We start from the raw sequence: 13024 nt of genomic DNA, 5'->3' as shown, positions 1-13024 counted from the left end.
CATCATGAACACGACCGCCCGCTTCCTCTCCATCGCCGCTGTGGCTGCTTTCGCTTCTTTCGGCGCTTACGCTGACGAAGCCGATGCTTCGCAATTCGCCACCAAGTTCGAAACCAACCGCACCCGCGCCGAAGTGGCCGCCGAAGCCGCCACCGTCGCCCAGACGCGCAGCCTGGAGCCCGCTGGTTCCCGCGTGGTGACTTACAAGTCGACGGCTGACCGCGCTGCCGTGCGTGCCCAGGCTGCAGACGCTGTGCGCACTGGCCAGATCTCCTACGGCGAAGTCGGCGCCCTGTAATTCGCACGACGAGGTTGCGGACCGCACCGCAACCCCACGCCAAAGGCCGGGCCACCGCAAGGTGGTACCGGCCTTTTTCAATGGGTGGGAACGCTCGCCCTACGCGCCTTGCTCCACCACGTCGAAGTGGAACACCTTGCTCATGATCTGCCAGCGCCCCTCGGTCCGCACCAGCGTCAGGAAGTCGGTGAAGAAGCGCGGCGCAATCGCGCACTCCACCCGCGCAAAGGCCGTGACCGGGCCCGCGAACTCGATGGACAGGATGCGGTCGCGCCGGGCCTGCCCACGGCTCGCGGGCGAAGGGCGCTGCTCCACGACGGGAAAGTATTCCGCCATGGTCCGGTACAGCAATGGCCCCTCGGTGGCGCAGCAGTAGATGGCCAGCGGATGAAAGACCTGCGCCAGGCGGCCCGTGTCGCCGTGGTGCAGGCCGTCGAAGTAGGTGTGCAGAGCGGCGGTGACGCCGGCGAAGTCCGCGTCGGCGCTCATGGCTTGCGCTTTCGGAACTCGGCCACGGGCAGGCCGCCCACGCCCCAGTTGTCGAGGTCGATCTCGTCGATCACCACATGCGTGGTCGCAGGATTCTTGTGCAGCACCCGCACCAGCAACTCGGTGACGCCCGCGATGAGCGCGGCCTTCTGTTCGCGCGTCACCCCCTCACGGGTGACCTGGATGTTCACGCAGGGCATGGCGGCTCCCTTCAGCCGATGCGGCCCACGACCTGTGCAATGCGCTCGCCGAAGGCCCGGGCCGTGGCCAGGTCTCCAGCCACCATGTCTGCGGGCGAGGCATCGGAGGGCGTCGCCGTCATCAGCCCGGCAAAGGAGGCCAGGTAGTTCAGGTCGTCACGCACGGCGGCCTTGGTATTGCTCGGCGGCATGGCCGTGCCGGCCCAGAGCATGCCGTGCTGCTGCGACAGCGAGAACAGGGTGTACAGCGTGGTGAGCTTGTCCCCGTTGATCCCGGCACTGTTGGTGAAACCGGCGGCCAGCTTGTCCTTCCAGCCCTGGCGGGCCCAGACGGCGGAGCTGGCATCCACAAAGCGCTTGAACTGCCAGCTGACGTTGGCCATGTAGGTCGGCGAGCCGAACACGATGGCGCGCGCGGCATCGAGCTGCGCCCACCCTTGGGGACTGAGTTCGCCCTGGTCGTCGATGGCAAGCAGCGTACCGCCGCTGCCTGCCGCGACCGCCTGCGCGACCTCGCGGGTGTGGCCGTAGCCGCTGTGAAAAACGATGGAGATGGGAGAGGTCATGGGTTTCCTGGTCGGCACAAAAAGAGGAAACCGCAGGTTATTGAATACGCATGCATTGATAAACTCACAGCCATTCACTTCATCCATTACATGAGGTAATGCATGGCCCGCGAGTTTGGCGATGTGATGCTGGGAAGCATCGAACTGTTCTGCCTGGCGGCCGAGGCCCAGAGCTTCACGGCCGCGGCCCAGCAGGCGGGGCTGACCCCGGCGGCCGTGAGCCGCTCCATTGCGCGCCTGGAAGAGCGCCTGCAGGTGCGGCTTTTCGTGCGCAGCACGCGCAAGATCCGCCTGACCGATGGAGGGCTGGCCTACTTCGACCAATGCCGGCAGGCGCTCAACCGCCTCAGCGAAGCCGAGCGGGAGCTGACCGGTACGCAGGCCGAGCCTGCCGGCAAGCTGCGCATCAGCGTGCCCACCACGCTGGGGCACTGCCGGGTGCTGCCGGCGCTGGTGGGTTTCCGGGCGCGCTATCCCAAGGTGCAGGTCGAGGTGCAGCTGAGCAACCGCAATGTGGACTTCACGGCCGACGGCTTCGACCTGGCCGTGCGCGCACGGGTGCAGCCCGATTCAGGCCTCGTCGCGAGGAAGCTACTGGATGCCGAGCTGGTGGTCGTTGCCACGCCGGCCTACCTGCAATCGGCGGGCGTGCCGCGCCGCCTGGAGGACCTGGCGGCCCACGAATGCCTGCAGTTCGTGCTGCCCAGCACCGGGCAGGCCGTGCCCTGGGTCTTTTGCCACGAAGGGCGGGACATCGATGTCGCCACCGCCGGCAGCCTGACCTGCTCCGACGATCTGCTGGGCATGGTCACCCTGGCACGCCATGGCGCAGGGCTGCTGCAGACCTACCGCTTCATCGTGGAAGACGATCTGCGGCAGGGCCGGCTGGCGGAAGTGCTGCAGGAGCTGGGCGGCCGCTCCCGGCCATTTTCCATCGTCTACCCCGCCACCCGCCACATGCCGCTGCGCGTGCGGGTCTTCATCGACCACCTCATCGCCTGCATGTAGCGCCGGCGCCGTCAGGCACGCATCAGTGCCTCGATCTCGTCGGCGTCCACCGGCACGCCGCGCGTGATCAGTTCGCAGCCCGTGGCGGTGACGATGGCATCGTCCTCGATGCGGATGCCGATACCGTGGAACTGCTCGGGCACGCCCTCGGCGGCACGCACGTAGATGCCTGGCTCGATGGTCAGCACCATGCCGGGCTGCAGCACGCGGCTCGGGCGGTTGAGGATGGTCTCGCCCGACAGCGGGTCCTTGCGCTCGGTCACCTTGTCGGCCTCGCCGGGCTCCACGTAGCTGCCGCAGTCGTGCACGTCCATGCCCAGCCAGTGGCTGGTGCGGTGCATGTAGAACGGGAAATAGGCGCGCTTGTCGATCACGTCCTGCGCCGTGCCGACCTTGTTGCCATCGAGCAGGCCCAGGTCCAGCATGCCCTGGGCGAGCACGGCCACCGTGGCGTCGTGCGGATCGTTGAAGCGGGCCCCGGCGCGGGTCGCGTCCACCGCCGCGACCTGGCTGGCCAGCACCAGGTCGTACAGCGCGCGCTGCGGCCCGGTGAAGCGGCCGTTGGCCGGAAAGGTGCGCGTGATGTCGCTGGCATAGCCGTCGAGCTCGCAACCCGCATCGATCAGCACCAGCTCGCCATCACGCACCGGGGCGGCATCGGCGCGGTAGTGCAGCACGCAGGCATTGGCGCCTGCGGCCACGATGGAACCGTAGGCCGGGTACTGCGAGCCGCCCTCGCGGAAGGCATACAGCAGTTCGGCGTCAAGGTGGTACTCGCGCACGTCCTCGCCGGCACGCAGCATGCGGGCCGAGCGCTGCATGGCGCGGATGTGGGCGCGCGCGCTGATGTCGCTGGCGCGGCGCATGGTGTCCTGCTCGTGCGCGTCCTTGATGAGGCGCATCTCGTCGAGCGGGCCGCACAGGTCCTGCTGCACCGCAGGGCACTGGGCGCCGTAGCGCACGCGGGCGCGCACGGCATTGAGCCAGCCCTCCACGCGCGCGGCCAGGCCGTTGTGCGTGGCATGGGGGTACCAGACGCTCTGGCGGTTCTCCAAAAGGCGCGGCAACTGCGCGTCAAGCACGGCGCTCGAGAAGGCCGCATCCATGGCCAGCGCACCGGGCGCGGCCTCCGGGCCCAGGCGGTAGCCGTCCCAGATCTCGCGCTCCAGGTCCTTGGGGCGGCAGAACAGCGTGCTGTGGCCTTCGGCCGTGAGCACCAGGCAGGCACCGGCTTCGGTGAAACCGGTCAGGTAGTAGAAATAGCTGTCGTGGCGGTACAGGAAGTCGGTATCGCGGTTGCGCGGGTACTCCGGTGCCGTGGGGACGATGGCGATGCCCCCGGCACCCAACTGGGCAGCAAGGCGCGCGCGGCGCTGGGCATAGATGGATGGCGAGGACGGTGAGTTCATGCGCTATTTTTAACGCGAATCCGCCACCCTTCGGTGCCGTGGGCCATCGCGCTTGCAAACAATTCCAAAACCCGCCACCCGAATGGGTTGTTGACAAACGTATTCACGTGAATACCATCGCATTCAACACCACTTCGGATGGATGCCATGGTCACCACCTCCAGCACGATGGAGCCCCTCTCCGCCCGCATTCCGAGCGACCTCTACCTGTGGCTGGCACAGCTGCAGGTGGAGGGAGCCACCACCAACAGCGACAAGCTGCGCGTGCTGCTGGGCCAGCTCAAGCGCCACCACGACGGCGCCCTCGACTATGTGGCCGCCCACGCCTGGGCGCGCGACACCACGGCGCGACTGCGCGAGTCGCTGGTGCGCACCGAAGGCCAGACGGGCCGCCACTCGGATGTGCTCAACGCCATGCTGGACCATGTCACGACCTGCCTGGCCATCGTGGTCAGCAACGCGCCCGCGTCGGAGCAGGAAGCCGCGCGGCTCGAAGACCTGCTGGTGCGGCGGGGCTTTGCCCTCAGTGAGATGCTGCTGCGCCAGGCGACCACCACGCAGGCCAGCGCGTACGATCCGGCCGTCGTGCAGCGCCACGCCGCAGCGACCCTGGAGTTGGCCCAGACCATTCAATCCCCTCTTTCGAAAGGAGCCTGAGATGGCAGATTCGCTCAAGACCCGCGTAGGCCGCATCATTGCCGGCAGCGTGCATGCGCTGGTGGACCACCTGGAGAACCACGCCCCGCTGGCGGTGATGGAGCAGTCGCTGCGCGAGGCCGACACCGTGATCGGCGAGGTGCGCCATGAGCTGGGCCGCACCAGCGCCAACCGCCATCTGGCCCAGCAGCAGCATGCCCACCTCAACGGCCAGCACGCCACCCTGGCCGAGCAGATCGACCAGGCCCTGGCGGCCGGCCGCGACGACCTGGCGCGTGCCGCCGTGGCGCGCCAGCTCGACATCGAGGCCCAGATCCCGGTGCTGGAGACCACGCTGGCCGACCTGGCACGGCAGGAGAGCGAGCTCACGGGCTATGTGGCGGCGCTGCTGGCCAAGCAGCGCGAGATGGCCGATGCACTGGAGGCCTTTCGCCAAAGCCGCTCCACGGCGGCCCAGGCCCCTGCCGCGCCGCCCGGCGGCGCCAATGCGGTGCAGCAGCGCATCGATGCCGTGACCGGCGCTTTCGACCGCCTCTATGCACGCCAGACCGGCCTTGCGGGCACCGACCGCAGCCACACGCTGGACCAGGCCGCCAAGCTCAAGGAGCTCGATGAGCTGGTGCGCGACCACAAGATCGCCGAGCGCATGGCGCGCCTGAAGACGGGGCAGGCGTGATCACCGCGCTCTTCACCGCACCGGAAACCTGGCCCTTTGGCGTGGCCTTTGCGCTCATCGTCGGCATCGCGCTGATCGAGGGCCTGGGCATGCTGGTGTCGCTGAGCCCGAGCAACTGGCTCGACGAGCTGCTGCCCGACATCGATGGCGACACCGGCCTGGACCGGGTGCTGGGCTGGCTCTACATCGGCAAGGTGCCTTCGCTGGTGCTGCTGGTGCTGTTCCTCACGGGCTATGCCATCTTCGGCTACAGCCTGCAGAAGGTGGCGAACGGCCTGCTGGGCGGCTACCTCCCGGTCTGGATCGCGGGCCTGGCGGCCGTGGCACCGGGCATGGCCACGGTGCGCAGCCTGGGCGCACTGATCGCCCACATCATTCCGCGCGACGAGACCTCGGCCGTGAGCGAGATGTCGCTGATAGGTCGGCCCGGCGTGGTCTCCGCTGGCGCGGCACGCCGTGGCCTGGCGGCGCAGGCGCGGGTGCGCGATACCCATGGCCGCACCCACTACCTGATGGTCGAGCCCGACCTCGACGACGAGGTCTTCGACGAAGGCGCGCAGATCCTCATCGTGCGCAAGATCGGTGCCTTCTACCGCTGCATTGCCAACCCGCATCCGGGCTTGATGTAGCCGCCCGTTCCCATCAACATACCGACACCAACCGAGGGAGAAACCGAGAAATGAGCAACCTGATCGAAATGGGCGCCATCGCTGGCATTGCGCTGCTGGCCCTGCTGACCATCGGCATCGTCTTTGCGCGCCTGTACAAGCGCTCCACCAAGGAGACCGCCTTCGTGCGCACCGGCCTCGGGGGCCAGAAGGTCATCATGGACGGCGGCGCCATCCTGCTGCCGGTGTTCCATGAACGCGTGCTGGTGAACATGAACACCTTGAAGCTCGAGGTGGTGCGCCGCGCCAAGGAAAGCCTGATCACCAAGGACCGCATGCGCGTGGACGTGACGGCCGCCTTCTTCGTGCGCGTCAAGCAGACCGAAGAGGCGGTGAGCATCGCCGCCCAGACGCTGGGCGCGCGCACCATGAGCCCCGAGGAACTCAAGGCCCTGGTGGAAGACAAGTTCGTCGACTCGCTGCGCGCCACGGCCGCCACCATGACCATCCAGGAGCTGCAGGACAAGCGCCGCGACTTCGTGCAGGCCGTGCAGAACGCGGTGGCCGAGGACCTGGAGAAGAACGGCCTGGAGCTCGAATCGGTCTCGCTGACCAGCCTGGACCAGACCGAAAAGCAGTTCTTCAACCCCAACAACGCCTTCGACGCCGAGGGCCTGACGCGCCTGACCGAGCAGACCGAGGCCCGGCGCAAGCAGCGCAACGACGTGGAGCAGGACACCGAGGTGCAGGTGCGCACCAAGGACCTGGAGGCCACGCGCCAGAAGCTCACCATCGAGAAGGACCAGGAATTCGCCTCGCTGTCGCAAAAGCGCGAGATCGAGACCACGCGCGCCGAGCAGGCCGCGCTGATCGCCACGCAGCAGGCCGAGCGCAACCGCGAGGCCGAGGCCGCCAAGATCGAGGCCGAGCGCCAGGTGAGCCAAAAGCGCATCGAGGCCGAGCGCGAAATCAAGGCCGCCGAGATCGAGAAGAACCTGGTGATCCAGACGCGCGAGATCGAGCTGGAGCGCCACACCGAGACCAAGCGCGCCGAGCAGCGCAAGCAGGTGGAGATCGCGCGCCAGGACACGCAGATCGCGATTGCCACCAAGTCGCGCGAGCAGTCCGATGCCGACGCCACCGCCAACCTGGCGCGCGCCGAAGCCGTGAAGGCCGAGGAAGCCGTGAACACCGCGCGCCAGGTGGCCGTGGCCGAACGCGACAAGAACATCCAGCTGATCGAGGCCTCCAAGGACGCCGAGCAGAACGCCATCTCGATCCGGGTCTCGGCATCGGCCGAGAAGGAAGCCGCGATGGACCGCGCCGAAGCCATCACCATCGAGGCCCGCGCGCGCCAGGCCGCGGCCCTGGCCGAGGCCGAAGGCAAGCGCGCACTGAACGAGGCGCTCAACACCTTGTCGGCCGCGCAGGTGGACCTGCAGGTGCGCAGCCTGCTGCTGCAGCAGTTGCCCCAGATCATCGCCCAGGCCGTGCGCCCCATGGAGAAGATCGACTCGATCCGCATCGTGCAGGTGGGCGGCCTGCCCGGCGGCGCAGGAAGCCAGGGCACGGCACAGGGCGGCAACGGCGCCAGCGGCACCTTTCCCGAGCAGGTCATGAACTCGGCCCTGCAGTACCAGATCGCCAAACCCATCGTGGACGCGGTGATGAAGGACGCGGGCCTGTCCAATGAAGGCATCACCGGCATGGCGCAGAGCCTGGCCGGCATGCTGGGCAGCCAGCCCCAGGGCGGGCAGGCGCCCGCCGGCCACGCCGCCGAATGACGCTCCGGCCGCAGGCCGCATAGCCCGGTCTGGGCGGGCTCGGCGCCAGGCCACGTGGCGTGTGCGCCACGCAGGCTCCCGCCGGCCCGGCCGCCCTGGCCACGGGCGTGGCAGACTTGGGCACCATGCTCAACCTGCTCGCATCCCTGCTGAATTCCATTTTCACGCTGGTGCTCCCCGTGCTGGGGCTGGCACTGACCGGGGCCTTGCTGGTGTATGCCGCCTATGTCCGCTTCGTGGACATCCCGCAGAAATGGATGCTCACCCGGCGCGGCCTGCAGGTGCTGTGCGCCGTGGCCTTGCTGTGCCATGGACTGATCCTGCTGAACTGGTTCCTGTCCGTGCGCGCCGCGCAGGCGCGGCAGGACGGCGCCGTGGTGCGCGCCAGCAGGGAGCGCTTCGTGCTGCCCGCGGATTTCCAGTACGGCGAGCTGCTGGTCCCCGCAGGCAGCCTGGTCAACCGCAACGACCCCTTCGACAAGGGCGAGCCGGGCAAGCCGGTCGCGCTGCACGGGCTGGAGTCGGTGCGCTTTGCCCAACCCGTGCAGATCGCAGGCGCCTGGGTCAGCGCGCTGCAGACCACGCCGCTGCGCCTGGAGCTGGCGCAGGACCAGACCCTGGGCCCCGTCTACCGCTTCGACAGCACCACCCAGGGCTGGGTGGAGCACAAGCTGGTGCCGGCACTGGCCTGCCGCAAGGGACAGATGGCGCTGTACCAGGTACCGCCCATTCCCTACGACGTGCAGGCCGAGGTGGGCAAGCCCGCACCCGATGGGCCCGAAGCCCGTTTTCGCCCCAGCGAATGGCTGCTGCGCGCCTGCGAGAACGGCCCTGCCATTGCCGTGCAACCGGCCCACGCGGCCGCGGCAGCAGCGAGCCAATAGCAGCCACGGCACCGCAGCGCGACATGGCCAGTGCGCTAAAGCTGCGATGGGACCCGGAGGATGGCTTCTTCTGCGCTGTCTACCACCGACACGGGATGAAACTGACGCGGCCAAGGCCAGTGCCCCCGTGCAAGGGCCGCCATGTCGCGCAGGCGGCGCTTTGCTTGCGTGCCCCGGGGGCGTCCCCCTCCTGACTCGCGCAGCGCCTCAGGGGGTTCTGATCACTATCGGTTGAGTTCAGCCAGGCGCTCGGGAGTCCCCACATCGGTCCAGCGGCCCGTGTAGAGCGAAGCGCCCACGCGGCCCGCGTCCATGGCCCGGCGCAGCAGGGGCGCCAGCGGCGCCTTCAGGCCACCCGGGTTGCCCACCGGGATCTCGCACCAGGGCTTGAAGAACAGCTCGGCGTGCAGCAGCGCGATGGTGCTGTAGGTGTAGCGGGGGGCCGGATCGTCGGCCGCCAGGTTCAGCGCCAGCCCCTCGGGGGACAAGCCGAAGTCGCCGCGCGGGTTGTGCTCGGGGTTGGGCACCAGCCACAGGTGGGCCAGTTGCCGGCTGGCCTTGAAGGCCTGCACGGACTGGGCCTCGAACACGAAATCGGGCACGTACACATCCCCGGCCGCGAGCCAGAAGACATCGGACTCCACCAGCGGCAGCGCGCGGGCAATGCCCCCGGCCGTCTCCAGCGCGCCGCCGAAGTCGCGGCCTTCGCGGGAATAGGCGATTTCGACCCGGTGGTTGCCGCGGCGCGAGTGGTGCGTGCCAAAGCCGGTGCCGCAGTGGGCCTCGATCTGCTCGCCCAGCCAGGCGGTATTGATCACCACCTCGCCCACACCGGCCTCGGCCAACGCCTGCAGGTGCCATACCAGCAGGGGCTGGCCCTGTACCTGCAGGAGGGGCTTGGGCATGGTGTCGGTCAGCGGCCGCATGCGCTCCCCCCGGCCGGCGGCGAGCAGCAGGGCCGGCACCTGGGCGGCGGCGCTCATGCGGCCACCTCCACCACGGCGCCACGTTGCAGCGCGTGGCGCTGCACCTGGGCCGGCTCGAACAAGGCCAGCAGCGCCTCCATGAGCGCGCGCGCCTTGCCCGAATGGTCGGCACCGAAGTTGCAGACATAGACATCCAGCGTCACGGCACGCTGCTCGGGCCAGGTGTGCACGCACAGGTGCGACTCCGCGAGCAGCACCGTGGCCGTGACCCCGCCAGGCCCCTGCTCGGTGGCCGGAAAGCCATGGAACAGCTGGCCCACGGGCTGCAGGCCCGCGGTGCGCACGGCGTCCGTGCAGGCGCGGCCCAGGGCCGCGGGATCGAGCAGCCATTCGGGGGCGCAGCGGCAGCCGTGGAGGTCGGCGGTGAGGTGCAGTCCTTGCATCAGCCGCACTGTAGTGCATCGCCCAGTCACCAGAACACAAAGCCGTGTTTGCACGGGCGGAAACCGTTCCCAGGCGCTCACCGGTAAAATAGCGGGTTTCCCCTGAACCTCCCCCACCCGGAGCCGCTCTTTCCATGGCCAACACCCTGCACAACCAACCAATGGCAAACGCGATCCGCGCGCTGGCCATGGACGCCGTTCAACAAGCCAACTCCGGCCACCCCGGCGCCCCGATGGGCATGGCCGACATGGCCGTGGCCCTGTGGGGTCGCCACCTCAAGCACAACCCGACCAACCCCCAGTGGTTCGACCGCGACCGTTTCGTGCTGAGCAATGGCCATGGCTCCATGCTGCTGTACGCGCTGCTGCACCTCACGGGCTATGACCTGCCGATCGGCGAGCTCAAGAACTTCCGCCAGCTGCACAGCAAGACCGCCGGCCACCCCGAGGTGGGCATCACCCCCGGCGTGGAAACCACCACCGGCCCGCTGGGCCAGGGCATCACCAACGCCGTGGGCTTCGCGCTGGCCGAGAAGCTGCTGGCCTCCGAGTTCAACCGCGAAGGCCATGCCGTCGTGGACCACAACACCTACGTCTTCCTGGGCGACGGCTGCCTGATGGAAGGCATCAGCCACGAAGCCGTGTCGCTGGCCGGCGCCTGGAAGCTCAACAAGCTGATCGCCCTGTACGACGACAACGGCATCAGCATCGACGGCCAGGTGGCCCCCTGGTTCGCCGACAACACGCCCCTGCGCTTCGTGGCCAGCGGCTGGAACGTCATCGGCCCCATCGACGGCCACGACGCCGAGAAGGTGGCAGCCGCCATCGCCGACGCCAAGAAGCAGACCGAGCGCCCCACCCTGATCGTCTGCAAGACGCACATCGGCAAGGGCAGCCCGAACCGTGCCAACACCGCCAAGGCCCACGGCGAGCCTCTGGGCGCCGAGGAAATCGCGCTGACCCGCGAAGCCCTGGGCTGGAGCCACGAGCCCTTCAGCATCCCCGAAGACGTGTACGGCGCCTGGAACGCCAAGGACACGGGCCAGGCCGCCGAAGCCTCCTGGAACGAGCGCTTTGCCGCCTACAGCGCCGCCTTCCCCGAGCTGGCCGCTGAACTGACGCGCCGCATGCAGGGCCAATTGCCCGCCAACTTCGCCCAGGTCGCCGTGGACACCGTGGTGGCCGCCCACACCAAGGGTGAGACCGTGGCCAGCCGCAAGGCCAGCCAGCTGGCGCTGGAAGCCTTCACCGCCGCCCTGCCCGAGCTGCTGGGCGGCAGCGCCGACCTGACCGGCTCCAACCTCACCAACACCAAGAGCACGCCCAACCTGCGCTTCGACATGCAGGGCAACGTGGTCCAGACCGAAGTGGCCGAGGGCCAGAAGATCGGTGGCCGCCACATCAACTACGGCGTGCGCGAATTCGGCATGGCCGCCATCATGAACGGCATTGCCCTGCACGGCGGCTTCATCCCCTACGGCGGCACCTTCCTGACCTTCAGCGACTACAGCCGCAACGCCATCCGCATGGCCGCGCTGATGAAGCAGCGCGTGATCCACGTGTTCACGCACGACTCCATCGGCCTGGGCGAAGACGGCCCCACGCACCAGTCGATCGAGCATGTCGCCAGCCTGCGCCTCATCCCCAACCTGGATGTGTGGCGCCCCGCCGATACGGCCGAAACGGCCGTGGCCTGGAGCGTGGCCCTGAGCAACCGGGACAAGCCCACCGTGCTCGCCCTGTCGCGCCAGAACCTGCCTTACGCGCCCAAGCGCGACCTGGGTGACATCTCCCGCGGCGCCTATGTGCTGAGCGAGCCTGCCGACGTGGGTCTGAACAAGAAGGCTGCAGCCGTGATCATCGCCACCGGCTCCGAAGTGCAGCTGGCCCTCAAGGCCCAGCGCCTGCTGGCCGACCGCAAGATCGCCGTGCGCGTGGTCTCCATGCCCAGCACCACCACCTTCGACCGCGAAGACGCCAAGTACAAGAAGTCCGTGCTGCCCGCCGGCATCCCCCGCGTGGCGGTGGAGATGGGTGTGACCGACGGCTGGTGGAAGTACGGCTGCGCCGCCGTCGTGGGCATCGACACCTATGGTGAGTCGGCGCCGGCGCCGGTGCTGTTCAAGCACTTCGGCTTCACGGAAGAAAACGTCGCAACCACGGTGCAGGCCGTGCTGCAAGGCGGCCGCTGACCAGGGCAGGCGCCACGGGAAAGTAACATTGTGCAAACAAGCAGGGGTTTCGCGTGACTTACCGCACGTTGCCATGCTTTTGCGTGCTTGACGCCGCCCTGGGCGGCCGTCACGCTTGGCGGCTCCATTGAATCCCCTGAGGAGCCGCCCATGACATCGAACCTGTTCCCCCGCCCATCCCTGGCCGCCGTGGCCTTGCTGTTGTCGCTGGCCAGCCTGTCGGCCCAGGCACAGTTGCTGGTCACCGAGCCTGCGGAGGACTTCAACTTCGGCAAAGTCGCTCTCCATGCCACGACCGCCACCCAGAAGTTCCGGGTGGCCAACCGCAGCAGCATGCCGGTGTATGTGGCCACGGTCATCTCCAGTGGAGCGGCGGTGATGACCTGCGCAGGCCTCGGCTGCCCCGTGGTCGCACAGGAAGATTTCAAGATACTGGCGAGTTCGGACAGCTGTCCAGGCACCTACCTGCATGTCGGCCAGTCCTGCACGGTCGTGGTGAGTTTCTCTCCCTCCGCCCCCGGCGCACGTGTCTCCCAGCTGATTTTCCGCGGCAGCGACGGGGCAGCGCTCGCTACACGCATGGTGAACGGCACAGGCACCTCACAGCCGCTGGACTGCGTGCTCGACTGGGCCGAAAAAAGCTTCCCGCAGCTGCTGACCACGCCCACGGGCACGGCCACCGTGTCGCCCTTCCACGCGCGCTGCTATGCCAATGGCACGCTCTGCCTGGGCGCCGACACTGCCGTCCCCACCTTCGACCAACCCAGCGTGTACCTGTACCAGGCCCAGTCCACGCCCCCGATGCAACGCCTGGGCTATCTTTCGGCATTCGCGCAGACCGCGCAGTGCCAACCCTGATTCCTTGACAACTTTGGAGAACCTTG

The 13024-nt window shown here is 68.2% G+C and carries 15 protein-coding genes; 9 read left to right on the top strand and 6 right to left on the bottom strand.

Translation table 11 applies throughout. The features are described from left to right. The first annotated feature begins 4 nt into the window (after positions 1-4). A complete protein-coding gene (locus AC3WOH_RS03090; RefSeq protein WP_492227930.1) occupies positions 5-298 on the top strand; it encodes a DUF4148 domain-containing protein in 294 nt (97 codons plus the stop codon). Between the two features lie 99 nt (positions 299-397). Here AC3WOH_RS03090 and AC3WOH_RS03085 read toward each other — a convergent pair whose 3' ends face one another. The 3 genes from AC3WOH_RS03085 to AC3WOH_RS03075 are packed head-to-tail and all read right to left on the bottom strand — an operon-like array spanning position 398 to position 1553. After that, positions 398-787, bottom strand: a complete 390-nt coding sequence (locus AC3WOH_RS03085) for a nuclear transport factor 2 family protein (protein WP_492227929.1) — start codon at positions 785-787, stop codon at positions 398-400. Then, positions 784-987 (bottom strand): tautomerase family protein, encoded by a 204-nt coding sequence (locus AC3WOH_RS03080; protein WP_492227928.1) that lies wholly within the window; start codon positions 985-987, stop codon positions 784-786. The genes AC3WOH_RS03085 and AC3WOH_RS03080 overlap by 4 nt, the downstream gene beginning before the upstream one ends. Before the next feature lie 11 nt (positions 988-998). Then, positions 999-1553: a flavodoxin family protein gene (locus AC3WOH_RS03075; RefSeq protein ID WP_184855571.1), complete on the bottom strand. Its 555-nt coding sequence runs from the start codon at positions 1551-1553 to the stop codon at positions 999-1001. Between the two features lie 102 nt (positions 1554-1655). Here AC3WOH_RS03075 and AC3WOH_RS03070 point away from each other — a divergent pair, with 102 nt between their 5' ends. Then, positions 1656-2561, top strand: coding sequence for a LysR family transcriptional regulator (locus AC3WOH_RS03070; RefSeq protein WP_492227927.1), 906 nt, complete (start codon positions 1656-1658; stop codon positions 2559-2561). An 11-nt stretch (positions 2562-2572) separates the two neighbouring features. Here AC3WOH_RS03070 and AC3WOH_RS03065 read toward each other — a convergent pair whose 3' ends face one another. Then, complete coding sequence (locus AC3WOH_RS03065; protein WP_492227926.1) at positions 2573-3970, bottom strand: aminopeptidase P N-terminal domain-containing protein; 1398 nt, start codon at positions 3968-3970, stop codon at positions 2573-2575. A gap of 147 nt (positions 3971-4117) precedes the next feature. On the opposite strand from AC3WOH_RS03065, the gene AC3WOH_RS03060 reads away from it, so the two are divergent. Genes AC3WOH_RS03060 through AC3WOH_RS03040 form a run of 5 tightly spaced genes read left to right on the top strand, consistent with a single transcriptional unit; the run spans position 4118 to position 8579 of the window. After that, the gene (locus AC3WOH_RS03060) at positions 4118-4627 is read left to right on the top strand and encodes a hypothetical protein (RefSeq protein WP_492227925.1); all 510 of its coding nucleotides are present in this window, start codon (positions 4118-4120) and stop codon (positions 4625-4627) included. 1 nt (position 4628) lies between these two features. Continuing rightward, positions 4629-5303, top strand: coding sequence for a PspA/IM30 family protein (locus tag AC3WOH_RS03055; RefSeq protein ID WP_492227924.1), 675 nt, complete (start codon positions 4629-4631; stop codon positions 5301-5303). Then, positions 5300-5932 (top strand): YqiJ family protein, encoded by a 633-nt coding sequence (locus tag AC3WOH_RS03050; RefSeq protein WP_492227923.1) that lies wholly within the window; start codon positions 5300-5302, stop codon positions 5930-5932. The genes AC3WOH_RS03055 and AC3WOH_RS03050 overlap by 4 nt, the downstream gene beginning before the upstream one ends. A 50-nt stretch (positions 5933-5982) precedes the next feature. Next, complete coding sequence (locus AC3WOH_RS03045) at positions 5983-7695, top strand: flotillin family protein (protein ID WP_492227922.1); 1713 nt, start codon at positions 5983-5985, stop codon at positions 7693-7695. A gap of 59 nt (positions 7696-7754) precedes the next feature. Next, positions 7755-8579 carry a hypothetical protein gene (locus AC3WOH_RS03040; RefSeq protein ID WP_492227921.1) on the top strand — a complete coding sequence of 275 codons (825 nt, stop codon included), beginning with the start codon at positions 7755-7757 and terminating at the stop codon, positions 8577-8579. A 224-nt stretch (positions 8580-8803) separates the two neighbouring features. Here AC3WOH_RS03040 and AC3WOH_RS03035 read toward each other — a convergent pair whose 3' ends face one another. Continuing rightward, entirely contained in the window at positions 8804-9562 is a 759-nt protein-coding gene (locus AC3WOH_RS03035; protein ID WP_492227920.1) for a nucleotidyltransferase family protein, read from the bottom strand. Further along, a complete protein-coding gene (locus tag AC3WOH_RS03030) occupies positions 9559-9948 on the bottom strand; it encodes an S-adenosylmethionine decarboxylase family protein (RefSeq protein ID WP_492227919.1) in 390 nt (129 codons plus the stop codon). The genes AC3WOH_RS03035 and AC3WOH_RS03030 overlap by 4 nt, the downstream gene beginning before the upstream one ends. Before the next feature lie 134 nt (positions 9949-10082). On the opposite strand from AC3WOH_RS03030, the gene tkt reads away from it, so the two are divergent. Both tkt and AC3WOH_RS03020 read left to right on the top strand, forming a co-directional pair. Continuing rightward, entirely contained in the window at positions 10083-12140 is a 2058-nt protein-coding gene (tkt, locus tag AC3WOH_RS03025; RefSeq protein WP_492227918.1) for a transketolase, read from the top strand. Between the two features lie 150 nt (positions 12141-12290). Further along, positions 12291-12998 carry a hypothetical protein gene (locus AC3WOH_RS03020; RefSeq protein ID WP_492227917.1) on the top strand — a complete coding sequence of 236 codons (708 nt, stop codon included), beginning with the start codon at positions 12291-12293 and terminating at the stop codon, positions 12996-12998. Positions 12999-13024: the final 26 nt, after the last annotated feature.

This window comes from Acidovorax sp. FW305-C-20-28 (assembly GCF_058783375.1).
This window is presented reverse-complemented; position numbering and strand designations above follow the sequence as displayed.

Excerpts from the sequence above, each read along its gene's own strand:
- AC3WOH_RS03085 (WP_492227929.1), bottom strand. The coding sequence starts at position 787 with ATGAGCGCCGACGCGGACTTCGCCGGCGTCACCGCCGCTCTGCACACC.
- AC3WOH_RS03080 (WP_492227928.1), bottom strand. The coding sequence starts at position 987 with ATGCCCTGCGTGAACATCCAGGTCACCCGTGAGGGGGTGACGCGCGAA.
- AC3WOH_RS03070 (WP_492227927.1), top strand. The coding sequence starts at position 1,656 with ATGGCCCGCGAGTTTGGCGATGTGATGCTGGGAAGCATCGAACTGTTC.
- AC3WOH_RS03090 (WP_492227930.1), top strand. The coding sequence starts at position 5 with ATGAACACGACCGCCCGCTTCCTCTCCATCGCCGCTGTGGCTGCTTTC.
- tkt (WP_492227918.1), top strand. The coding sequence starts at position 10,083 with ATGGCCAACACCCTGCACAACCAACCAATGGCAAACGCGATCCGCGCG.
- AC3WOH_RS03055 (WP_492227924.1), top strand. The coding sequence starts at position 4,629 with ATGGCAGATTCGCTCAAGACCCGCGTAGGCCGCATCATTGCCGGCAGC.
- AC3WOH_RS03075 (WP_184855571.1), bottom strand. The coding sequence starts at position 1,553 with ATGACCTCTCCCATCTCCATCGTTTTTCACAGCGGCTACGGCCACACC.
- AC3WOH_RS03065 (WP_492227926.1), bottom strand. The coding sequence starts at position 3,970 with ATGAACTCACCGTCCTCGCCATCCATCTATGCCCAGCGCCGCGCGCGC.
- AC3WOH_RS03020 (WP_492227917.1), top strand. The coding sequence starts at position 12,291 with ATGACATCGAACCTGTTCCCCCGCCCATCCCTGGCCGCCGTGGCCTTG.
- AC3WOH_RS03030 (WP_492227919.1), bottom strand. The coding sequence starts at position 9,948 with ATGCAAGGACTGCACCTCACCGCCGACCTCCACGGCTGCCGCTGCGCC.
- AC3WOH_RS03045 (WP_492227922.1), top strand. The coding sequence starts at position 5,983 with ATGAGCAACCTGATCGAAATGGGCGCCATCGCTGGCATTGCGCTGCTG.
- AC3WOH_RS03060 (WP_492227925.1), top strand. The coding sequence starts at position 4,118 with ATGGTCACCACCTCCAGCACGATGGAGCCCCTCTCCGCCCGCATTCCG.
- AC3WOH_RS03035 (WP_492227920.1), bottom strand. The coding sequence starts at position 9,562 with ATGAGCGCCGCCGCCCAGGTGCCGGCCCTGCTGCTCGCCGCCGGCCGG.